This is a genomic window from Rickettsia endosymbiont of Rhinocyllus conicus (assembly GCF_964026465.1).
In the GTDB taxonomy this organism is placed as follows: domain Bacteria; phylum Pseudomonadota; class Alphaproteobacteria; order Rickettsiales; family Rickettsiaceae; genus Rickettsia.
Genome location: NZ_OZ032155.1, coordinates 546431 through 569263, shown reverse-complemented (window position 1 = coordinate 569263; position 22833 = coordinate 546431). Strand labels below are relative to the sequence as shown.

Genomic DNA, 22833 nt, shown 5'->3' with positions numbered 1-22833 from the left:
TTCATGAGATTGCCACGTCGGTTATTAAAATAACCTCCTCGCAATGACGGACATTAGCTATATTTCTTTTTTCATAAAAAATGATCTCACAATATATAAAACAAATATCGTAACAAACCAAATTAATAAAGCACGTCCTGCAGTATGTAAATTAAATTCACCATCAAATACTTGAATAAATAACAAATATACACATGCACATATAATAAAAGGAGCAATAATATATACCAAAGGACATTTAAAAGGTCTTTGAGCATTCGGTAGTCTTGTTCTAAACAACAACACTATTGTTGCAACAGTTATGTAGTCAATAATTGCTCCCATCGAAGTTAATTGGGTCAATAATTCCGTTGAACAAAATCCTCCAAGAATAGCAGCTAAAGATGCAAATATTATAATTGTAATGTATGGGCTATCGTACTTAGGATGTAATTTTGCAAAGCTTTTTGGTAGTAACCCATCACGTGCGATAGCGTAAAAAATACGTGAAATACCATAAATATTCATCATTAACACCGTCATCATACCGCAAACTGCACCGGTTGCAACGATAGCTGAGCCGATTTTACTGTTGTTGATAGTTAAAGCATAAGCAAGCGGTTGATCGTTATTTAACTGATCAAAAGGTGCAATACCCGTAACAAGACCTGCCATTGCTACATATACTATAGTAGTTAAAACGAGCGAGCCGATAATACCGATCATTATATCACGCTTTGGGTTTTTACACTCTTCGGCAGCAGTTGCAATTGTTCCAAATCCTGTAAAGGCTAAGAATAAAATAGATGCACCAACTAAGACATTACTAAAACCAAACGGCATAAAATTGCTCCAATTAGTTGCATCAAAATGTGGAGCAGCAGCAATTATAAAGACGAATATCGCCGCCATTTTAACAAATACTAAAATAGCATTTAATTTTTTACTGTCTTTAGTACCTAAAAATAGAATGAACCCAATAAATACCGAAATTAAAAATGCAGGTAAATTTACTATACCGCCATTTGTCGGCACTGTAGTTAAAGCTTTCGGCAACTCAATTCCACCAGCTGCGAGTATCCCTTGTACGTAACCAGACCAACCGGCAGCAACTATTCCTGAAGCAACTCCTAACTCTAATATTATAACGCTACCAATCATCCAAGCAAATACTTCACCGAATGCAACATAGGAATAAGTATAAATACTACCGGATGTCGGAAGCATTGCCGCAAGCTCAGTGTAAACAAAAGCTACAAAAATACAGGTAATACCTGCAATTGCGTATGATAACATTACAGCAGGACCTGCATATTTAGAGGCTATTATGCCGGTAACAACGAACACGCCGGTACCAATCATAGCACCAAGTCCAAGTAGTATTAGGTCAAATGCTCCAAGAGTCTTACTAAGACCGCTCGAGCTACCTATTTCCTTTACTGATTCAAAACTTTTCTTTCTTAAAAAACTCATTAGTTCCTCCTGTTTTTAGTGAGCTTATTTTTTTATGAATTATGTGTTTAATGTCACTCCGCAACTTGATTGCGGAGTCTTGTGTCGCAGACTGCGTCCTAAGATCCCGTGGTCTCAAGCCACGGGATGACACATCCCTAGTAATCCAGCCGCCGCCAAGTACTCTTGTGCCGTCATAAATAACGCATGCTTGTCCAGGGGCAACAGCCTTTTCTTCAGACAAAAACTTTACTTTCATTCTGTCACCCTCAAGCTTACTTATTTCAGCTAAACGAGGGGGTCTTGTTGAGCGGACTTTAACGCTTACTTCCAGCTTCTCGCCATCTTTTAGGCTACCGGCTAGCCAATTCACGTCCTTAATTACGAATTCCTGCACGTTTAACGCAGATTCTGGACCTACATATACTATATTACTATTAGGATCAATCTTTATCACATATAAAGGCTCGTGGTAAGATATCCCAAGACCACGTCGTTGTCCTATAGTATAGTTAATTATGCCGCTATGAGTTCCTAACTCAAAACCATTTATATGCAGAATCTTACCGCTTTCGCTTGCGTTAGGACGTATCTTATTTATTACGTTCTTATAATTCCCATCAGGTACAAAGCAAATATCTTGGCTGTCAGGCTTATCTGCCACCTCAAGCCCAAATTTACTAGCAAGTTTTCTTGTTTCGTCTTTAGTAAGACTTCCAAGCGGGAAATCCAAATATTCAAGCTGTTCTTTAGTAGTTGCAAATAAAAAATAACTTTGATCTTTTAAAGGGTCAAGCCCCATATGAAGTTCTGGACCATTATCACCATTTATTTTTCGTACGTAATGACCTGTAACAAGTTTATCAGCTCCAAGTTCTTTAGCAGTTTTGATTAAGTCCCTGAATTTTACTGATTTATTGCATTGTACGCATGGCAGAGGCGTCTCACCTCGCAAATAGCTATCAACAAAATTATCTATTACCGATTCTTTAAATTTACTTTCATAATCAAGCACATAATGAGGCATGCCAAGCTTGTTTGCTACCATTTTAGCATCATAAATATCCTGACCTGCACAACAAGCATTTTTTTTGCCCACAGCCATACCATGATCGTATAATTGCAGGGTAATACCTATTACATTATAGCCTTGTTCGCACAATATCCCAGCAACCACTGAACTATCAACGCCGCCAGACATCGCAACGACTAAAGTAGACTGTCTATCGTTTGAGTTAATCATAAGAACTTCTAAACAAACAGCAAATTATACTAGATTTACGATAAATTACAACCAATTATTTATGAAAAATTTAAATTTTAATGTTACTTTTTTTCTGCTATTATTATACATACTGAATAAATACTAATGTGCAGATGTTTAAAAAACACCTTAAAAGAATTAAAAGAAGTTATTTTGGTTTCTTAAAAGGAACAGTTAGAATAAATGATGATATAGTAAATTGTTCTTTCGAATCTGATTGGGAAATAAGCAATGATTAGCATAAAAACTAGAAAACCATTACACTAAACTTTAATTCAAATTAAAAGCTAATAATATGTCGTTGCAATATAAAAAATCCCTTAAAACTTTATGTAAAACGTTTGCTGCATTAATATTTATTTATTTGGTGCTGGTTATTTTAGAATATGCTCGCCAAGGTTTTATAAATGATTTATCGATGCAGAAAGTGGATTTATCAGTTCAAAACTCAATAAAAGAACCTATTTATTTAGTTTCTTATGCTGATGGTGCAGAACATATTTATCGTAACCAGAATGCGACAAGTCATTATGCGATTAATAAAGGTATAGACTTTATACTTAATTATAAGAAAAAACATATTGATCAAACATTTATTGAAAAACATCAAGAAATTTTTAATGAAAAAGCAGGAGCGGGTCTATGGTTATGGAAACCCTATATTATACTTGAAACAATGAAAAATGCTCCCGAGGAAGCTATTATAGTATATTTAGATTCAGCTTTTATTATCAAACAACATATTAGCAATCTGACTAATCTGTTAGGCAATAATGATGTATTACTGGTACATGATCGTGATCGTAAAAACGGCAGTTTTGTAAAAGGCGAAAGCTTTGCCTTGATGAATTGCCTTAATGAAGAATGTAGAAATGATGATCATATTTGGAGTGCGGTTATTGTAGTACGTAATACTAAGCTTGCTCACTCCTTTATTGAAAAATGGCTAAAAAGTTGTGAGGATATTAGAGTCCTTTCAGGTAAAGATTATAATATTCATCCTAATTATGACGAATATAAATGGCATCACTCAGACCAGTCAGTGCTTAGCCTTGTATATCACCAAAATCCACAATCAGTTAAAGTAATAGAATATGAAGAGACTACGCCGCTTTTAAGTTGGTTTCATCGTAAAAATTCGAATAGTTCGCCGTTAAAAGCTTGGTATAGCATATATGGTATAGATCCAATAATTAACTTTAATACTAATGGTAAAGCATTGCCGTCTACAGCTCTTATAAATACTTCGCCAATAGTTAAATTACGTAAATGGATTATTGAGTATACTCGTTAAACTTTGATGTCATTTCTGCATAAGCATTGCTCGCGTGGATTATTTTCCCCTGTCATCCCGTGATTTATTCACGGGATCCAGCTAAAAAATACTAATAAAATTAGTATTTTTTATTATTTTTCTGGATTCCCGCCTCCGCGGGAATGACATCAGAATCATACTTTCTCATAAGCTTTAATTCTTTATTTAGATCAATATTTTTATACTTATCTAATATATTTCGGGCTTTTTCTATATTTGAATGAAAAGTTGATACTATTAATTCTGAATCATTATATTTTATTGTTACCTCATCACCTGTTTTGAGTTTTAACTTTTTCCTAACTTTTATAGGAATTGCAAGTCTACCATTATTATCAATATAACTTTTCTGTACTATCATAAAAATAATTGTTTTCTTAGATTTTACTGTTTTTAATAGAATTAATCAATTAATTAAAATCTTATGTTTTGATAATTCCTTATTTTTTAACATCTCGTACTTTGAAAAAGCTATAAGACAAGGTAAGTACTTTTACATCTCTCATTTCAGGATCGTTTTCGAAATCCTTATCTATATAAAACGTGACTGGCATTAAAACTTTCTCACCGGCTTTTAATAATTGTTCTTCGAAACAAAAACAATGAATCTTTACAAAATATTTTCCTGCTTTATTAGGAGTAACGTTATAAATTGAAGTTCCTATAATATCGTTACTACTTAAATTTTCTGTTTCATAAAAAACTAAAGTATTTTGTCCCGGAACAATCTGCACTCTCTGCTGTCTTGGAATAAAACGCCAAGGTAGATTTTTATCGACATTAGCATCAAACTCAATAATTATAGGTCTAGTTCCTTTGACTTTAGAGTAGATACTTACTGTTTCTCTATTAGTAGTACCGCCATATCCCGTAACTTTACAAAATAAGTTATAAAGCGGTACGGCAGCAAAGCTAAGTAGTACCATGCTAATTATTAGTCCTAATAAGGAAAACGCTAAATTTTTATTAGATTTTTTAGACATTATTTGATTTTATTTAAAAATACTCTAGAAATAGTTTATTTTAGAACATATATATGATATTATAAAGAAAATTAATTGGTAAGGTTAGTAATGACTAGTAATATTAATGCATTAGCAATCTCTAGTGAATCAGGCTTTTATAGCTACTTACAGAAAATTAACAAAATTCCTTCACTAACGCAAGAAGAAGAGTTTTTGCTGGCTAAATCTTACTTAGAGCAGAATGATCTGCAAGCGGCACATAAGCTAGTAACTAGCCATCTTAAGTTAGTTGCAAAAATTGCAACTGGTTATAGAACTTATGGTCTTCCTGTTACCGAATTAGTATCGGAAGGTAATATAGGTTTAATGCAAGCAGTAAAAAAATTCAATCCTGAGCTTGGTTTTCGTTTATCAACTTATGCTATGTGGTGGATTAAAGCAGCTATTCAAGAATATATATTAAAATCTTGGTCATTAGTAAAGATGGGTACGACTGCTGCACAGAAAAAATTATTTTTCAGCCTTAGTAAAATTAAAAATAAAATCACTAATTTATATTCAAGAGCTATTACAAGCGATGATTTTGTCCAAATCGCTGATGAATTAGGCGTTTCAGTTAGTGAAGTTTCTGATATGAATATCAGGCTTTCCGGTTCTGATTTATCATTAAATAATACTATAAATAATGATGATGCAAGTTCAGGTGAATTGATAGAATTACTACCTGAAACACGCCCAAGCCCTGAAGCTATAGCCATTAGTAAAGAAGATATGACTCATAAGAGAGCTTTATTATCTAGTGCTATGAAAGTTTTAAACGCCAGAGAATTACGTATTTTAACAGAGCGTAAATTGCAAGATACTCCTAAAACTCTCGATGTTTTAAGTAGTGAATATAATATTTCTAAAGAACGTATTAGACAAATAGAAAACACCGCTTTTGAGAAGATAAAGAAATTTATTTTGAGTAGTGATGCTATTAAAGCTAATTAGGTTTTTAATAGGAAAACATAAGTATACTCGATGAACTTGAAAAATTGGCTACGTCGTCTTATAAGATCTGTGGTGCTCACGTACTATTTGTATGCTCCGCTCCTCGACTTATATACTCCTTGCTCTTTTCCAAGTTGATCTTCGTATACTCAACTCTTCATTTATTAGGGGTATACATAAACCTATTTATATTAAAGGTAAGAAAAGCAAGGTAGTATTAATTTCAGAAGAAGATTATCGTAATATGGAAGAAACTTTATATTTACTATCTATTCCAAATATGCATAAGTCTATAACCGAAGGACGAAAAGAACCAATAGAAAAGTGTAGCAATAAACTAGATTGGTAATTTTTTATAAATGTATATAATTCGCTAGGTTCTGTGAACATTTCTAATTGATTTTCAATTTTGAGCTATTTTTTAGCGAAAATTAATAAGATTTTTGCCGGAATAGTTATTCATATTTCAAAAAAATCTTATAATTTGCAGCAAAAAAGAGCCGAAATTAAATCTTTTTAGAAATGTTCACAGAGCCTATACTAAACAAGCACAAAAAGATGCTAAAAAAATAGCACGAGCTGGTTTAAATATGTTCGTCATTGCGAGGAAATTACGTTAGTAATTGACGAAGCAATCCAGTTAAAAAATGCTAATTTTTAGCATTTTTTTTTTATTTTTCTGTTTCTATATTCCTTTTTGCTCACAATGACATTATTATGAAACAACCAGTAGTATACATTATTACTAACAAAAGAAATGGTACTCTGTATGTTGGAGTAACTTCTAATCTTACTAAACGTATATATGAGCATAAAAATGAACTTTTAAAAGGATTCTCTAAAAAGTATGATTGTAAAATGCTGGTGTTTTATGAGTTACATGACACTATGATATCAGCAATCACAAGGGAAAAGCAAATAAAAGGCGGTTCAAGAAAAAGAAAGTTGGAACTTATTGAAGAAATAAATCAAGAATGGAGAGATTTATATGAAGAGATTATTTAACTGGATTGTGTACGTACCATTACTGACGTAATTTCCTCGCAATGACGGTGTAAGTATTATGAACAAAATCTCAGCTTTTATCATTACTAAAAATGAAGCTGCAAGGATAGAACGGGCTATAAATAGCGTAAAAAACATTGCTGATGAGGTGATAGTTGTAGATAGCGAAAGTACTGATGAGACTGTAGCAATCGCTGAAAGCTTAGGAGCTAAGGTAGTAGTAAAGCCATGGCTTGGTTATGTAGGGCAGAAATCTTTTGCTGAAGATCTATGTAAAAACGATTGGATTCTTAATATTGATGCTGATGAAGAACTTTCTAAAGAGTTGCAAGACGAAATAGAATATATCTTTGCCTCTCAAAATCAAGATCGTTATTTGGCTTATCAGATAAAGCTTTTAATAATGCATCGTAATGATACACACCCTAGAATTTTTGCCCCTTATAATAAATGCACTAGATTGTATAATAAAAAATTTGCTAGTTTTGCAAATACTATAAATAGCACCACTCATGATTCGGTAGTGTTTAATAAGGATGTTGATTTTGCAAATAAAATCTATACATTAAATGAAGCTGCTTATCACTATTCAGGTACTTCGATCGAGCAGCTAGTAGCTAAAGCAAATTTTTATTCCGGTGAGCAAGCAAAAGATTTAATTAAGCAGGGTAAAAAACCATCGAATATTCGAATAGCAACCGAAATGATATGGTGGTTTTTCAAAGCATTTTTTATTAGAAGATATTTTGTGTTCGGCTTTGATGGTTTTGTAGATTCAATGATTTTTGCTTTTGCAAGATTTTTGCGGCTTGCGAAGTTGAGAGAGTCATCACTGCAATGTAATCCCGCAACTCGATCGCAGGATCTCAAGACACAGTTTGTTATACAAGATCCCGTGGACAAGCCACGGGATGACAATATTGTATGACGATTTAGAAAATAAAAAAGTAATTATGAAAGAAAATTTTAACGTTAGTAAATTAAAGAATGGTTTAACGATTTTAACATATAATATGCCTTATGTTAATTCGGTAGCAATAAATTTGATAGCCAAAGTTGGTAGCCGTTATGAAAATCCGGAAGAAGAAGGAATATCACATTTCCTTGAACATATGGCTTTTAAAGGTACTAAAACCAGAACAGCAAAGCAAATAGCTGAAGAGTTTGATTCTATAGGCGGACATTTTAATGCTTATACCGGTCATGAAAAGACAGTATATTATTCAAGAATGTTATCTGAAAATTGTAATAAAACACTAGCAATAATTGCTGATATAGTACAAAATTCTGCTTTTGCTGAAAAAGAGATAGCAAAGGAGTATCAGGTAATTTTGCAAGAAATAGCACATGCTCAAGATAATCCTGATGATTTAGTATATGAAAAGTTTTATAATAGTGTGTTTAAAGATCAGCCGCTTGGTAAACCGATACTTGGAACAAGCAAAACCCTTGAGACTTTTAATAAGGATCATTTCTTAAACTTTACAGGTAAACATTATAATGCTGAGAACTTTTATTTATCGATTGCAGGTAATGTTGACCATGAAGAAATAGTAAAAGAAGCAGAACGTTTATTTTCTTCTTTAACACAAGGAAAGAAAAGTAATTTTTCACCTGCAAAATATATAGGCGGTCATAGCTTTATAAATAAAGATTTAGAACAAACTACTTTAATATTAGGATTTGAAGGAACATCTTACATTAATTTAGAAAGGCTTTACCAAACTCAGCTACTTGCTATAATATTTGGCGGTGGGATGTCTTCAAGATTATTCCAACATATTCGTGAAAAATTAGGACTTGCATATGCTGTAGGGAGTTATAATAGTCCCTATTTTGATAGCGGAGTATTTACTATTTATGCAAGTACAGCTCACGATAAATTAGAGCTATTAGCCGCAGAGCTGAAGAATGAAATAAAGAGAATGACAGAGCAAGTAAAACAAGAAGAGATCGAAAGAGCTAGAACACAAATCCGCAGTAATTTACAAATGGCTCAGGAAAAAGTAGCTTATAAATCAGAAGAGATAGGCAAAAATTATGCTGTTTTCGGTAAATATATCTCTCCTGAAGAGATTATGGAAATTATCATGAATATAAAAGCCGAGGATATTATACAAACAGCAGCTAGAATATTTAGTACTAACGCTACATCTGCTGTTATTGGTCCTAATAGCTTAAGCGGGTTTTAGTGATTTTGTTACGTAAATACTAAATACGCCATTGCGAGTGGGCATTGCCTGCGTGGACCATTTTCCCCTGTCATCCCGTGATTTATGAACTAGAGCCAGTTAAAAATACTAATAAAATTAGTATTTTTTATTATTTTCTGGATCTAGTTCCCAAGCAACTAGATGACACCGATCACGTTTTTCGATCTACACAACAATGCCTTGCGAGTGAGCGTGGCAATCTCAGGAGTATCATACTGTTTCATAAGATTGCCATGCTCATTTTATTCGCCGAACTCATGACGATTTTGTACACTTAATATCAAGCGAAAATTCATTACCCATAAATCTAGGTTATTAAGCCTTTCACTTGTGAATTCCATAATTTTTGATAAAGCTTACTATTTTTTAACAGCTCTGAGTGGCTACCGTCTTCAGTGATACTACCTTTATCAAAAACTAAAATTCTATCCATATTAAGCAAAGTCGATAATCTATGAGCAATAACTATCACAGTTTTATTTTGCATTAAATATTCCATTGATTCTTGAATTAAGCTTTCTGTTTCGCTATCTAGACTACTTGTTGCTTCATCAAGAATTAGGATAGGTGCGTTTTTTAAGATAGCCCTTGCTATAATAACTCTCTGACGCTGACCACCTGAGAGGTTATTGCCACGCTCGCCGCACATAGTATCGTACCCTTCTGGTAACTTACTAATCACCTCATGTATATGAGCGGCTTTTGCTGCTTCAACTACCTCCTCAAATGATGCTTCTTTACGACCATATCTAATATTTTCTAAAATAGTACGATGGAAAAGTATCGGTTCTTGTGGGATAAGGCTAATAGCTTTTCTTAAAGAATCTTGCGTTACATTTTTGATATTTTGACCATCAATTAAAATCATACCATCTTCGATGTCGTGTAATCTGGTAATTAAGCTAATGAAAGTTGTTTTACCTGATCCAGAAAACCCAATTAATCCTACTTTCTGCTTACTTGGAATTAATACTGATTTATTACGGAATAAGTTATTATTATGATGATAATTAAAGGTAACGTTTCTAAATTCAACGATGCCGTCTTTTATATCTAAAGGAGAGGCGTTTTCTATATTGGTTATAATATGTGGTCCCATTAACGATAGACCTTGGTTAAAAGCTCCTACTTGTTCAAACATATCACCGATTTCTTGGGTTAAATCCCAAATATTATCTGACACATTTATGCATAATGTTAACACCAGCACACAATCACCTATGGTTATAGCGAGTTCACTACGAAGTGTTGAGAGGTAGTAAATCATGACAAAAATCATTATCGAGCAGGAAGTGCCAAGAGCATAACGCAGCTTGAACATAAAAAACTGCATAGTTTGCTCATCAGCTACGGCATTCTCTACTCTTGTTTCCAAATGTTGACGCTCAAATTTATGTGAGGTGAACATTCTAACCGCATTAATATTGCTGATTGCATCAACAATACTACCAGCGACAAGCGATTGGCTTCGTGCATAATTTAGCGAATATCTATTAATGTTACCTGAAAATAAAACGCTAAGCCCTAAGAAAACTGTAATCCATATAATAAATATGGTGGCAAAAATATAATGTACCGAATATAGAGCAACTAATGCAAAAGCAATAATTGCAAGCTTACGGAGAATTTTCTCACCAAATATCAAAATTATCATTTCAAATGATCTAGCAGTCTCAGTAATTCTATTGCTAATATGCCCTGCTAAATTGTCTTGAAAGAATTTATGGCTGTGATACTGGGTATAATTATAAAGCTCATTTAATATCTTTCCTTTAATAACCGGCATGGTTTTTAAATATAAATAATCGTATGAGCGGTAAGCGATATTAATTCCCTCCCACCAAAGGGCATAAAATACTGCCCAATAAATCATTGAAGATAAAAGATTATATGCATTAGCGTCACTAAATGACTCAATTAAATCGATAATCTTTTGCAATAATATACTATCAACTGCCGGAATCATACCAAATATGATACAACTAGCAGTTAATAAGAGAATTTTAACTTTATCGAATTTTAAAAAATAAATACCTAAACTAAGCGTCGATTTGGATAAAGTAGGATATTTTATCACTATAATGTTACCTCATATTTTAAGAAAGCAGTGTATTTAACTTAATTTTTTGTAAAAATATACCTAAAACTATTAAATATATTGAAAACTCTTGCTTCTTGTATTAAATAGTGTTACAAAAATCAGAAAATAAACTCAAAATCATTAGAAATGCAAGAAAAAGAATTATCTAATAATTTTTTAGAAGAACAAGAAGACATGAAAGATGATAATTCTCCATTCTTCGATGTAAAATATATTTGCCAAGCAAGCCTGTTAATTACTGATTCTATCCGTAAAGGATATGATGTTACGCAATTGCCAAACGGTGATGTTAATGTTATAGAAGTAAGAATAGTAAATGTTCATTATAATTGGAACTCCGAAAAAGGAAAATTTGTTAAAACTAATCAGATAGAATTTGATAATAGCAAAGGCGGATAATTAAATCAAATACAGAAATTTATTAGTTATGGTTTTGTAATATATGGAATTTGATCAAGTATTATTATCAAGAATTCAGTTTGCTTTTACCATAAGCTTTCATATCATATTTCCAGCATTTACTATAGGTCTTGCAAGCTTTCTGGCAGTCATTGAGGGGTTATGGTTAAAAACAGGAAAAACTGTTTATCAGGAAATATATAAATTCTGGGTAAAGATTTTTGCAGTTACTTTCGGTATGGGCGTAGTTTCTGGCGTCGTAATGTCCTATCAATTTGGCACTAATTGGTCGAATTTTTCTGATAAGGTAGGCAACGTACTTGGTCCATTACTCGGCTTTGAAGTTTTTACCGCTTTCTTTTTAGAATCCTCCTTTCTCGGCATCATGTTATTTGGCTTTAATAAAGTCAGCAAAAAAGTACATTTTATTTCTACTTTAATAGTTGCCATTGGCACTGTTATCTCGGCTTTTTGGATACTTTCAGCCATTAGCTGGATGCATACCCCTACCAGCTTTGAAATTAGGGATGATGGGCTTTTTTATCCTTTAAATTGGCTTGAGATTATCTTCAATCCTTCTTTCCCATATCGTTTTCTTCACATGCTTACGGCAGCTTATCTAACCACTTCGTTTGTTATTGGCGGCGTAGGGAGCTTTTATTTGCTAAATAATCGCTATAAAGAACATGCTAAAATTATGCTTTTTATGGCAGTATTAATGGCACTATTTGTTGCTCCTGTACAAGTATTTATTGGTGATCAGCATGGCTTAAATACTCTTAAATATCAGCCTGTTAAAGTTTCGGCTATGGAAGGAATTTGGGACACAGAAAAAGGGGCAGCTTTAAATATTATTGGTTTTCCGGATAAAGAAGAGGAAAAAACAAAATATGCTGTGCAAATACCATATGCTAGTAGCTTAATCTTAACTCATAGCTTAGATGGTGAAATAAAAGGACTAAAAGAATGGTCAAGAGACGAACGTCCACCGGTTGCTACAGTATTTTATAGCTTTCGTATTATGGTCGGGATTGGTTTTTTAATGGTATTTACTGGCATCGCCGGATTATATCTTTATTTAAAGAAAAGATTATATAATGCTAAATGGTTTCAATATTGGTATATTTTAATGTCACCATCAGGCTTTATTGCAGTTTTAGCCGGCTGGTTTGTCACTGAAGTAGGCAGACAACCTTATATTGTCTATAATATTTTAAGAACTGCCGATATGGCATCACCGGTGCTAGGCAAATATGTATTTATTTCTTTGATGGCTTTTATAGTAGTATATACGATTGTTTTCGGGGCAGGAATGTATTACATATTACGCCTAATCAAACAAGGAATAAAAGCCATAGATAATTCAGAAACATACGGAAAACTTGGCTTAAATAATCCTTTCTAAATTTCTGCTTTCAGCTTTTTTCACTTCTGCTTTTTTTAAGGTATTAGCTTCGATCATAAGCCATTTTAAGCGGTCTTCATAAGTGTTTCGCTCTTCCCCTCGTTAAAATTCATAACCTCAAGTACAGTCAAGGCTTTCTTTAAAACTTTATTATCCAATTCTTTTGGCAGCTTATCTTTGTTTAATAAATCATGGCGAGTTAAAAAAGCTAGCCATATATCAAGAGAATCTTTAACCTTTTTTACTATATCTGTTAGCTCTTCTTTAGCATTAGTAAATTTATTTAGTTCTATTGTATGTAACTCTATATCTTCAAAATATACTAAGCCGGTTACTCTATCTCTTAACTCAAAGGCACTATGATAGTTTGCAGTATTCGGAATACTAGTAAAATTTAGTATATGAATACCTATTGTTTTATTTAATTTCGAATAGTCATCACCGGCTTTTAATTGTTCTGCATATAATTTAGACCAATAATATAAGGCTCTTTTATCATAATCAGCTTCATCGGTCACTTGTATTTCGATATTAAACATTTTACCAGTTTCACTTTTAGCTTTGACGTCAAGAATAGATAATTTATCTGCTGCAAAATTTTTCGGATTATATGGATTAAGAAGCGTTACTTCTACAATTTGATCTTTTTCACTAACTATTGAATTAATAAGTGATATCAATAAATCCTTATTCTCCTCTACTCCGAAGATTTTTTTAAACGCTAAATCTACTCTTGGATTAACTTTGTACATATCTCTTTTACTATTCTATTTAATATTTTTATTATATCATTTTCTGAACTAAATATCCATAATAGTTAGCTCCTAATAGTGAGTTGCAAATAAGCAACGATATTTCAGCTTATCATAAGTATATTCCGAATAAATCCAATATTTAAGGATTATACTTCTAGGCTTTATGAAGATTTCTAATATGAATTGTTTAAGATGAGAAAATAGTTAGTTTTATTAATGTATACCTTTAATATTTCAAGATTTGGCAAGCCAAATTGCGGTATATGTGCTTCTTTTTCAAAAAGCTTTAGATAATAATGAACATCTAAGGTGAAAAGCAGATTTCACCTTAGATAAAGTTATTTATGGTTTAATTGACTTATAATTCCAAATAAAAATATAAGAAAGTTATATACTATTTAAAGCATATTTTATAAAATTTCAGACAAGATAAATTTCAAGATAAGTCTACACAGCGTAAATTCACTTGTATCAAACTTTATAAAATATGCCGTACCATACCGGTTAATGGTTCTGTGTACAAAGTTTAAATTACTCAAATTAACCACCAAAGAGCATAACGTTGGTGGCCGGGGAGTTAGAAGAACCGTCACAGAACAGTTATAACAGCCTTTAGGTTTAAAACCTTGTACATAGCTACTATCTCCCCAACCATGACAAAGTTGAGGAGCATTTTTAAATGGATGATGCTAACCATCTGTGATCAAGGGCTTCTATACCCAAGGATAGCATTACTGCTATCCTTGCAAAGGATTTTAGCTAACTTTTCTAAAATGTCAACTATATTTTCTATTAATAATAGAAAATATAAATTATTTTTTAATTAGCTACTTATTTGCAAATAGAAAATATATTTTTTGTAAATGAAGAGTTAATAGACGAGGTTTAATTACTCGTCTCTTACTACTAGGACTGATATACTAGAGTGACGAACGATTTTAGAGGCATTAGGACCAAGCATATAATCTCTTAGCTGCGGTCTAACTGCTGAAATTATTATTAAATCAGCTTTGATATCATTGGAACGCTTAATTATTTCATCATAAACAGCACCGCTACCTATGTAATAATCAGCTTCAATTTCATCTGGTACATATTGTTTTATAAGCTCTTTTACTTGAGTTTGATATTTTGCTTTTTTTTCTGCAATCCAATTTTTAGGTAAATAATCTTCGACCATTTTCATACCAAAATCAGAAATCACATATATAAAATGTAGCTTTGCTTGAGAAGCTGTTGCAAACATTAAAGCTTTAGAAAGAAGAGCTTTCACAGACTTTTTATCTGCTAAGTCTATAGGTATAAGTATATTTTTAAACATAGTATTTCTATATAATACTCTAATAAATAGTTATTCTCTATTTCTTACCGAGTCATGTTTTGGTAAAACAAAGTTTTGAGTATCGGCAAAATAGTTAATGTTAATATTGTTCAATAAATAATTAGAAAGTTTAAAACTTGCAACATTTCTATGAAAAGCACCAATAAATTTATCTAACATATTAGAATCTACATCATTTCTAGTTACTAAAATTGCTGATACTTTTACAGTTGTTTGATCATCTGTAATACCTGGATATAAGCCTTTATGAAGCTCCGCTTTGCGAAAAGCTCTATTTTGTTGTATTAACTCTGCTATTTTATCGTTTTCAATTGAAACAAAATCAATTTCACATCTATTAGCAATTAAATTCACTAAAGGGTTTGGATGCCCAACCATCATGATTATAGCATCTATTTCTTTTTGGCAGAATTTATCGATAGAATCTTCGTAATTAATATCAGTATTTATTGGTTCTTTAGCAAATTTATATAGAGAACACATTGCATCATAAGTAATATTGCTGCTGGAATATTCTGGACCACTAGTTATTCTCTTTCCATCAATATCAGCAAAAAACTTTATCTTATCCTCATCTTTTACAATAACTGTAAAAAATTCATCATGCAAATTCAGTAGCTGACGTAGATTTTGCATTTTTCCTTTATCGCTATAATAACCTATTCCATCATATGCTTCTACTGCAATATTTGCTTGCACTAAAGCTAAATCGATTTTACCTTGTTGCAATAATTTTAAATTTTCAATACTACCATTTGTTGCAACAACTTCGCATACTATATTTTCGTTATTTTTTTCATCTCCTATAATTGTTTTGCATAAATCAAGACCTATAGAATAATAACCTTGCAAAATAGAGCCAGTACCAATCTTAAAAACTTTTTGCTTTTGATCAGCATAAATATCACTACATGTAAGAATTATACTAAAAACAAAGCTATATAATACTAATTTAAGGTTATTCATATAATTAATTCGCATGATTTTCAGGCTGCTGTTCTTCTTTACTATCACCAAGTTTTAACTCAAGTAAATTAATAGAGCCGATATTTATTCCTTTTTCAGAAAATTCAACATCAAACTTAGCTTTTTCTATATTAGAATAATCAGGATTTAAGTTATCTGATTCTTTAACTACAGCTTCATCGGAAGCTTTATTAACTGCTTTAGCTATAACTGTTTTAATAAACTTTTTAGAAAACATAATGTTATTAGGTAATAACTTATCAATAATAGAGTGATAGTTTTCAAGCTCAAATGATAACTTACCTTGTGGTAATTTGTTAGCAAAAAATTGTAAAGCACCATTTAGATTGATTTTAGAGTTATGATCACAACTAAAAACAAATTTTTCTATATTAAAATTTTGTAAAATAGCAGAATTTTCACCATCTGGGGTAAATTTTAATAAAGCAGCAATATCTAAAGTAGCATTTTTAAAATTAGCTATGTTCTTCTCAGAATCATAATTCATATTTAAAATCAATGAAATATCTTCGCTATCTGCTAGATTTTTCTTAGAAATAAAGAAAGCTAAATCATTAATTTTAAAAATCTCTTCATCATCTTTGAATATTAATAATGACTTATTATTAAGCTGAATCGATTTTATTACTTCTTTTAGATCATCATCTTTCGATATTTTATATAAAGGTTTATTAAATTTCCCTATTCCTTTTATATCCTCTTTACTACGCATATCATAGGTGAATGTTTTATCGCCGTAATTATCTACTTCTTTAATAAATGGTCCAAAATTTAAAGTAGCTTTTTTAGTACTAAACTTAATATTTAAAACAATATTTTCACTTGAAAGCTCTTTAGAATTTACATGATCTATTAATTTTACTTTTGGATCTGTTATAGTAATTTTCCAGTGAAACGGATATCCTGAAAATTTAACTGTATTATATGATATTTTAAGATTATCCGATTCAGAATTTTTAATTAAATTTATTACATTGTTTTTCAAAGTATAAGCAGCAGCAAACCATACTATAGTAAAGGCTAAGAAAACAAAAATAAGTATTTTACGTATCACTTTTTTAATCCATCATTTTATGTTACGAGTAGCAGAAGGGAGATGTACTTTTATACCGTCTAATTTTTCAGTTAAAATAATCTGACACCCTAATCTAGAAGTATCCGTAAGACCAAAGGCTAAGTCAAGCATATCTTCTTCTTCTTCCTTAGGTTTTTCTAATTTGTTGTAAAATTCTTCCTCTAAAATAACATGACAAGTAGCACAGGCAAGAGAACCTTCACAAGCCCCCTCAAGATCTATGCTATTACTATGAGCAACTTCTAAAATAGAAAGCCCTAGTGGTGCCTCTATTATTTTCTCTTCCCCATTATTTATAACAAATGTAACTTTTATTGTTTTTGACATTATCCTCTTTCTTCCTTAGATTTTTCATATAACTTATCTTATAAAGAGGAATTTGCAGGAAACACGGAACGCAGCATACATAAACGTACGTAAGGATGCGAGTAACGGATTGACGTACAAATTTTACCTTTAGAAGTAAGTTATTTAATTTGATTGATATTTTTACCTTTCAATAAATCACTAATTACTACATTAATCTTCGTATTTAAAGATTTTTTTGTTTTAGATTTAAAATCTTTAACAGCATTATTAATTAAAGCACGATCTCGTGCATCTATTGCATGCTTTATGTTATTTAATAAACTACTGATTATATGCTTTTCGTTTTCTGATAGCAAATCTACTAATTCTTTAATAGCATGTTCTATATTAAAAATCAAAGATTCAGCTTCAATAACTGTTTCTTGTAATAATCTTGCAGCATGATCTAGTTTAGCATTTTTATAAGCATTTTCTAAAACCTTATCAACTTCACTTGTATCAATCCCGTAATCTGGCTTCACTTCTATGATATGTGAGGTATTACTTATTTTTTCGTAAGCAGAAACAGATAATATACCATCAGCATCAATAGAAAAAGTAACTTCCGCTCTAATACTTCCTGCTTTCATGGGAGGAAGTCCCTTTAGCTCAAACCTAGCCAAAGTACGGCAGTCTGCTACCATTTCACGTTCACCTTGTAGTATATGAAATTGTATGCCGGTTTGATTATCAGCATAAGTTGTGAATTCTTTTACCACAGAAATAGGGATCGGAGTATTTCGCATGATAATTTTTTCAACAATGCCACCATATAGCTCCATACCTAAAGATAATGGTACTACATCAATCAATAATGAGTCTATATTTGGTGTTGTTAAATTCTCTGCTTGCAGTGCAGCCCCGTATACAATAGCTTTATCAGGATTAATATCTGAAAGAATATTTACTTTAAAAGCTTTATATAATTCATCCTTGATTAACGGAATACGAGTTACACCACCTACTAAAATAATGCCATCTATGTTCGGATTTCCTGCTATTTCCAAACATTCTTTGGCTATATTGATTGTACGACCTATTATAGGGGTAATTAACTGTTCAAATGTTTGTTTATCAAGCGATATATTATTGAACTCAAAATTATCTTGGTTCGATAATGCTTCTTTTGCCTTTTTAGCAAACTGTAGAGTATCAGTGTTATCAGGTAAGTTAAATTTATTACAAAAATAATCAGCAATGATTTTATCTATATCATCGCCGCCAAGCATATTATCACCACTTGTTGCTATAACCTGAAAAACACCTGCTGTAATATTTAGAATTGATACATCAAAAGTACCACCACCTAAATCATATACAAGATAACAACCTGTTTGGTTTTTATTTAATCCGTAAGCATAGGCAGCCGCAGTAGGCTCTGCAATTAGCCTTAGAACCTCTAAGCCTGCAAGCCTTGCTGCAAGCATCACCTGCCCTCTTGCCGCATCATTAAAATGAGCTGGAACAGTAACAACAGCTTGGGTTACTTCGGTTGTAAGCTCTTTTTCTGCCTGTTGTTTTAGATATATAAAAACTTCTGCTGCAATTTCAGCAATCCGCATTTGCTTATTGGCAAAATTTAATTTAAGTTCCTGATTATTTACATTTATATAATCTTTAATTAAAGAAAAAAGAGCAGGAGTATTTAGAATTTCATTTAATGTTTTGCCGAATAACCTTTTAATTGAACGTAAACCTTTATTACTACCTACTATAATATTGTTATTCGTAAATTCTATAGTAGTTGGGATTAATTCTTTATTATCTTCAGTTTGTATAATTTTAACTTTTTTACCAGCTGAAATAGCTATTAGCGAGTTAGTAGTGCCAAAATCTATACCCACAGCTATTTTAGCTTCTTGTTTAGATTCTGCTTGCCCTGGTTCTCTAATTTCTATTATTTGCATAATTTCATTTTTTCCTGAAGCTTACTCAGCAATGTATGAATATATTTAAGTTTACTAGTTTTGATAGTCGCATCTGATAAATCTTGCTTTTTGAAAGACTCAGCTAAAAAATTTACTTCTGCTTTCTCCATTAATTCATATTTACTTTTTATTTCTTCTAAACTTTTATATGAGCTAGTATTTTCTATAAGCTCCATTTCATCCCAGAATATACTTAACTCAAGAGCAGAAAGCTTACTGCGTACTTTCTCATCATTTAAGTTTACACCATATAAAAGCAGCATATATTCAGCACGCTTTAAACTATCTTTAAGGGTAGAATAAGCTTTATTTAGGTTTGATGCTATAATAAGATTTTGCTCTTTTTCTTGCAAATTTTTGGCTTTATCAGGATGATATTTTATCTGCATAGAAAAATATTGCTTTTCTAATATCTTCAAATCAATATTATAAATTTGCTCTAACCCTAGCAATTCAAAATAATTTTGCACTTTATTTGTAACTCATAAACTGCTTTATCATATATTAAAAATATAAAAAATACAATTATGGAAATAGATATATTACATTTTGAAAAAAAATACCCAAATTTCATTCTAGCTGGCATAGATGAAGCTGGCAGAGGACCGCTAGCCGGACCAGTAGTAGCTGCCGCTGTAATAGTGGATCAAAACAATATTATAGCTGGCATTAAGGATTCTAAAAAACTTTCTAAAAAGAAGAGAGAGTTATTATATGAACAGATAACTGCTAATTACAATTGGGCAACCGGTATTATCTCACACACTGAGATTGATAAGATTAATATATTAGAAGCAACGAAAAAAGCTTGTCTTCTTGCTGCGGAAAACCTTAGTACTAAGCCGGAAATAGTTTTAGTTGATGGTAACATGCAATTCAGCGATAAAAGATTGATCAGCATCATAGACGGTGATAATTTATCAATATCGATTGCTGCTGCTTCTATTATAGCAAAAGTTACTAGAGACCGATTAATGCTAGAATTAAGTAATGAATTCCCGCAATATTTATGGCACAAAAATTCAGGTTATGGCACAAAAGAGCATGCTCAGGCTATAAAAGAATATGGCTTATCCCCTTATCATCGCCTAAGTTTTACTAAAGCTTTATGTAAATAGAAGTTTATTTTGTATTATTGATGTTAAACCTTAAGTTTAAATAAATATAGACATCATATATAAATTAGGATAAAATACGCCGCAAAAAATTACTAGATTTTGTGGTCAAAAAATTAAAGCATGATTCCTTAGTAAAAATAATAATGACCGATAAAATAGCGGCACAAGAATTTTTAGAATATTATTTACCTAAGGATTTTAAAAAACTGATAGATTTATCAAAAATAACTGTAGAACAAGAAAGCTATATTGAAGAGTCTCTAAGTAAAAAATACAGTGATATAGTTTATGGAATTGAAACGAAAGAATATGGCAAGGGATTTGTGTATATATTAATTGAAGCACAATCAACTGTGGATTATTGGACTGCTCTAAGATTATGGAAATATACTTTGCTCTTATGTGAACGGCATAAAGAAAAAAGGAATAAATTGCCGTTAGTATATAACTTAGTTATTTATAATGGTAAGCAAGTTTATAACGCTCCTCGGAATTTATGGGATTTGTTTACTATTAACCCACCAATTAAATACCTGACATAATAGTTGCAAATACTAAAATATAATGTTAGAATGAAATAATGCTAAAAAAAGAAGATTTTAGGACATTATCAACGAGTGCACAAGCAGCTTTAAGAAAAGTTGCATTAAGAGCAATTGATAAAGGAGAAAAACAATCAGATGTATCAAATCTTATAGGAGTAACACGTCAGACTATTAGTAACTGGGTTAACAAAAGAAGAAGAGGTGATAAATATGCAATAACTGGCAAGTCTAGAGGAAGAAAGACAGGAGAGAAAAGAATAATAAATGAAATGCTGGGTAAAAAAATACAAGATTATATAAATCACTCTAGACCAGAAGATCACAATATCAAATCTGCACTATGGTCAAGAAAAGCTATTAATGCCCTGATTAAAAAATGCTGTGGTTTCTTTTTGCCATTAAGTACGATTGGAGAATATTTAAGAAGATGGGGATATACTGCACAAAAACCAAAGAAATTAGCTTATGAGCAACAGCCAAAACAAGTTCAAGTATGGCTAGATGAAGAATATCCCGCAATAGTAAAACAAGCACAAATGGAACAAGCTGAAATACACTGGTGTGATGAAGTGGGTATAAAATCAGAATGTCAGGTGTTACAGAGCTATTCTTTAAAAGGCAAAACACCCGTAGTTATTCATAAATCAAAACGATTTACTATAAATATGATATCAACTGTTACGAACAATGGTAAACTAAGGTTCATGTTATATGAAGATACACTAAAAACAGATATATTTATAGAATTTCTAAGAAGATTAGTGAAATCTGCAAGAAGGAAGATCTTTTTAATATTAGACAATTTAAAAGTACATCATAGTAAAAAAGTATACAGCTGGACAAATAAGCATAAAGATAAAATTTCTTTGTTTTTTTTGCCTCCTTATACTCCACAACATAATCCAGATGAATACTTAAATAATGACTTAAAAAGAAATGTAAATAGAAAACATATACCTCTTACAAAAGATGAGTTAAAATACAATCTTAAATCTTATTTACGTTGCTTACAGAACAATCCTAAACATATACAAAAATTGTTCCAAGCCGATGATGTTAAATATGCCTCTTAAGTCAGGTATTTAATTGGTGGGTTAATAATAGCGTAATGGCAAAAAAACTAATGATGGAAGATTATCAGCTAGTAGACTTACAAGCCATGTCAGATAATGAAATCGTTAAGAAAAAGCACATCGGAATGTTAGAATATATACTTAAACATATATATGAACGTGATATGATTCAATTATGGGAGCAATTTTTAGCAAATTTTAATCACGTTATAATGCTTGATAAAGAAAAAGGTTATATTTACCTAAAATCGTTTTTATGGTATACTGATGCAAAGATCTCAAAAAAGCAACAACCGAGATTAGTGCAAGTATTTGATAAATATTTATCACCACAACACAAGGATAACATTATGAAAACTATAGCAGATGTGTATATAGATGAGGGAAAACGAAAAGGAAAGCAAGAAGGAAAGCGGGAAGGTGAGTATAATAAAGCGGTGATGATAGCAAAAAAGATGTTCTCTCAAGGTTTCAAAATTCCCGTTATTGCTGAGCTGACTGGTCTAAAAGAAACCCTTATCCGCTCAATTATAGAAAGTAATTAATTGTGCAGTAGTTTGCTGTATAATTT

General features: G+C 31.5%; 23 protein-coding genes and 2 pseudogenes. 13 read left to right on the top strand and 12 right to left on the bottom strand.

Features of this window, described 5'->3' with window-relative positions:
* Positions 1-57: 57 nt before the first annotated feature.
* Positions 58-1452, bottom strand: a complete 1395-nt coding sequence (locus AAGD54_RS03020; protein ID WP_341794972.1) for an amino acid permease — start codon at positions 1450-1452, stop codon at positions 58-60.
* A gap of 130 nt (positions 1453-1582) precedes the next feature.
* Positions 1583-2674 (bottom strand): annotated as a pseudogene (gene mnmA, locus AAGD54_RS03015) (tRNA 2-thiouridine(34) synthase MnmA); the annotation flags it as partial.
* A gap of 134 nt (positions 2675-2808) precedes the next feature.
* On the opposite strand from mnmA, the gene AAGD54_RS03010 reads away from it, so the two are divergent.
* Positions 2809-2934, top strand: a complete 126-nt coding sequence (locus AAGD54_RS03010) for a hypothetical protein (RefSeq protein WP_341789053.1) — start codon at positions 2809-2811, stop codon at positions 2932-2934.
* 56 nt (positions 2935-2990) lie between these two features.
* Positions 2991-3989 carry a hypothetical protein gene (locus tag AAGD54_RS03005; protein ID WP_341794971.1) on the top strand — a complete coding sequence of 333 codons (999 nt, stop codon included), beginning with the start codon at positions 2991-2993 and terminating at the stop codon, positions 3987-3989.
* A 100-nt stretch (positions 3990-4089) separates the two neighbouring features.
* Here AAGD54_RS03005 and AAGD54_RS03000 read toward each other — a convergent pair whose 3' ends face one another.
* Together AAGD54_RS03000 and AAGD54_RS02995 are read right to left on the bottom strand one after the other, a co-directional pair.
* On the bottom strand, positions 4090-4371 hold the full coding sequence (locus AAGD54_RS03000) for an AbrB/MazE/SpoVT family DNA-binding domain-containing protein (RefSeq protein ID WP_341794970.1): 282 nt from the start codon (positions 4369-4371) through the stop codon (positions 4090-4092).
* A gap of 79 nt (positions 4372-4450) precedes the next feature.
* Positions 4451-4993: a cytochrome c oxidase assembly protein gene (locus AAGD54_RS02995; protein WP_341789050.1), complete on the bottom strand. Its 543-nt coding sequence runs from the start codon at positions 4991-4993 to the stop codon at positions 4451-4453.
* A 90-nt stretch (positions 4994-5083) separates the two neighbouring features.
* On the opposite strand from AAGD54_RS02995, the gene rpoH reads away from it, so the two are divergent.
* The 5 genes from rpoH to AAGD54_RS02970 all read left to right on the top strand — a co-directional run bounded on the left by rpoH (position 5084) and on the right by AAGD54_RS02970 (position 9165).
* Positions 5084-5968, top strand: a complete 885-nt coding sequence (gene rpoH / locus AAGD54_RS02990) for an RNA polymerase sigma factor RpoH (RefSeq protein ID WP_011477198.1) — start codon at positions 5084-5086, stop codon at positions 5966-5968.
* 91 nt (positions 5969-6059) lie between these two features.
* Entirely contained in the window at positions 6060-6317 is a 258-nt protein-coding gene (locus AAGD54_RS02985) for a type II toxin-antitoxin system Phd/YefM family antitoxin (protein ID WP_341794969.1), read from the top strand.
* Positions 6318-6685: 368 nt separating this feature from the next.
* Positions 6686-6973, top strand: coding sequence for a GIY-YIG nuclease family protein (locus AAGD54_RS02980; RefSeq protein WP_341789049.1), 288 nt, complete (start codon positions 6686-6688; stop codon positions 6971-6973).
* Between the two features lie 58 nt (positions 6974-7031).
* Positions 7032-7901 (top strand): glycosyltransferase family 2 protein, encoded by an 870-nt coding sequence (locus AAGD54_RS02975; protein WP_341794968.1) that lies wholly within the window; start codon positions 7032-7034, stop codon positions 7899-7901.
* 25 nt (positions 7902-7926) lie between these two features.
* Positions 7927-9165 carry a pitrilysin family protein gene (locus AAGD54_RS02970; RefSeq protein WP_341795167.1) on the top strand — a complete coding sequence of 413 codons (1239 nt, stop codon included), beginning with the start codon at positions 7927-7929 and terminating at the stop codon, positions 9163-9165.
* Positions 9166-9493: 328 nt separating this feature from the next.
* Here AAGD54_RS02970 and AAGD54_RS02965 read toward each other — a convergent pair whose 3' ends face one another.
* Positions 9494-11263 carry an ABC transporter ATP-binding protein gene (locus tag AAGD54_RS02965; protein WP_341794967.1) on the bottom strand — a complete coding sequence of 590 codons (1770 nt, stop codon included), beginning with the start codon at positions 11261-11263 and terminating at the stop codon, positions 9494-9496.
* Between the two features lie 150 nt (positions 11264-11413).
* Between AAGD54_RS02965 and AAGD54_RS02960 the strand changes: the two genes are divergently transcribed.
* Together AAGD54_RS02960 and AAGD54_RS02955 are read left to right on the top strand one after the other, a co-directional pair.
* Positions 11414-11686: a DUF2671 domain-containing protein gene (locus AAGD54_RS02960; protein ID WP_341794966.1), complete on the top strand. Its 273-nt coding sequence runs from the start codon at positions 11414-11416 to the stop codon at positions 11684-11686.
* 43 nt (positions 11687-11729) lie between these two features.
* A complete protein-coding gene (locus AAGD54_RS02955) occupies positions 11730-13091 on the top strand; it encodes a cytochrome ubiquinol oxidase subunit I (protein WP_341789045.1) in 1362 nt (453 codons plus the stop codon).
* Between the two features lie 65 nt (positions 13092-13156).
* Here the strand turns inward: AAGD54_RS02955 and AAGD54_RS02950 are convergent, their stop codons facing one another.
* The 7 genes from AAGD54_RS02950 to hscB all read right to left on the bottom strand — a co-directional run bounded on the left by AAGD54_RS02950 (position 13157) and on the right by hscB (position 19996).
* Positions 13157-13843: an Rpn family recombination-promoting nuclease/putative transposase gene (locus AAGD54_RS02950; RefSeq protein WP_341794965.1), complete on the bottom strand. Its 687-nt coding sequence runs from the start codon at positions 13841-13843 to the stop codon at positions 13157-13159.
* A gap of 892 nt (positions 13844-14735) precedes the next feature.
* Positions 14736-15167 carry a universal stress protein gene (locus AAGD54_RS02945; RefSeq protein ID WP_016948239.1) on the bottom strand — a complete coding sequence of 144 codons (432 nt, stop codon included), beginning with the start codon at positions 15165-15167 and terminating at the stop codon, positions 14736-14738.
* Between the two features lie 30 nt (positions 15168-15197).
* Positions 15198-16154, bottom strand: coding sequence for a TAXI family TRAP transporter solute-binding subunit (locus AAGD54_RS02940; protein WP_341789042.1), 957 nt, complete (start codon positions 16152-16154; stop codon positions 15198-15200).
* Positions 16155-16158: 4 nt separating this feature from the next.
* Positions 16159-17229: a hypothetical protein gene (locus AAGD54_RS02935; RefSeq protein ID WP_012151758.1), complete on the bottom strand. Its 1071-nt coding sequence runs from the start codon at positions 17227-17229 to the stop codon at positions 16159-16161.
* A gap of 12 nt (positions 17230-17241) precedes the next feature.
* Positions 17242-17577 (bottom strand): ferredoxin family 2Fe-2S iron-sulfur cluster binding protein, encoded by a 336-nt coding sequence (locus AAGD54_RS02930; protein WP_341794964.1) that lies wholly within the window; start codon positions 17575-17577, stop codon positions 17242-17244.
* Positions 17578-17717: 140 nt separating this feature from the next.
* A complete protein-coding gene (gene hscA / locus AAGD54_RS02920) occupies positions 17718-19505 on the bottom strand; it encodes a Fe-S protein assembly chaperone HscA (protein WP_341794963.1) in 1788 nt (595 codons plus the stop codon).
* On the bottom strand, positions 19496-19996 hold the full coding sequence (gene hscB / locus AAGD54_RS02915; RefSeq protein WP_341789037.1) for a Fe-S protein assembly co-chaperone HscB: 501 nt from the start codon (positions 19994-19996) through the stop codon (positions 19496-19498). Before hscB ends, hscA begins: the two co-directional genes overlap by 10 nt.
* Before the next feature lie 57 nt (positions 19997-20053).
* Here hscB and AAGD54_RS02910 point away from each other — a divergent pair, with 57 nt between their 5' ends.
* The 4 genes and pseudogenes from AAGD54_RS02910 to AAGD54_RS02895 all read left to right on the top strand — a co-directional run bounded on the left by AAGD54_RS02910 (position 20054) and on the right by AAGD54_RS02895 (position 22807).
* Positions 20054-20644 carry a ribonuclease HII gene (locus AAGD54_RS02910; RefSeq protein ID WP_341789036.1) on the top strand — a complete coding sequence of 197 codons (591 nt, stop codon included), beginning with the start codon at positions 20054-20056 and terminating at the stop codon, positions 20642-20644.
* A gap of 101 nt (positions 20645-20745) precedes the next feature.
* Positions 20746-21156 (top strand): annotated as a pseudogene (locus AAGD54_RS02905) (Rpn family recombination-promoting nuclease/putative transposase); the annotation flags it as partial.
* A 68-nt stretch (positions 21157-21224) separates the two neighbouring features.
* Entirely contained in the window at positions 21225-22262 is a 1038-nt protein-coding gene (locus AAGD54_RS02900; RefSeq protein WP_341794233.1) for an IS630 family transposase, read from the top strand.
* 35 nt (positions 22263-22297) lie between these two features.
* Entirely contained in the window at positions 22298-22807 is a 510-nt protein-coding gene (locus AAGD54_RS02895; protein WP_341794962.1) for an Rpn family recombination-promoting nuclease/putative transposase, read from the top strand.
* Positions 22808-22833: the final 26 nt, after the last annotated feature.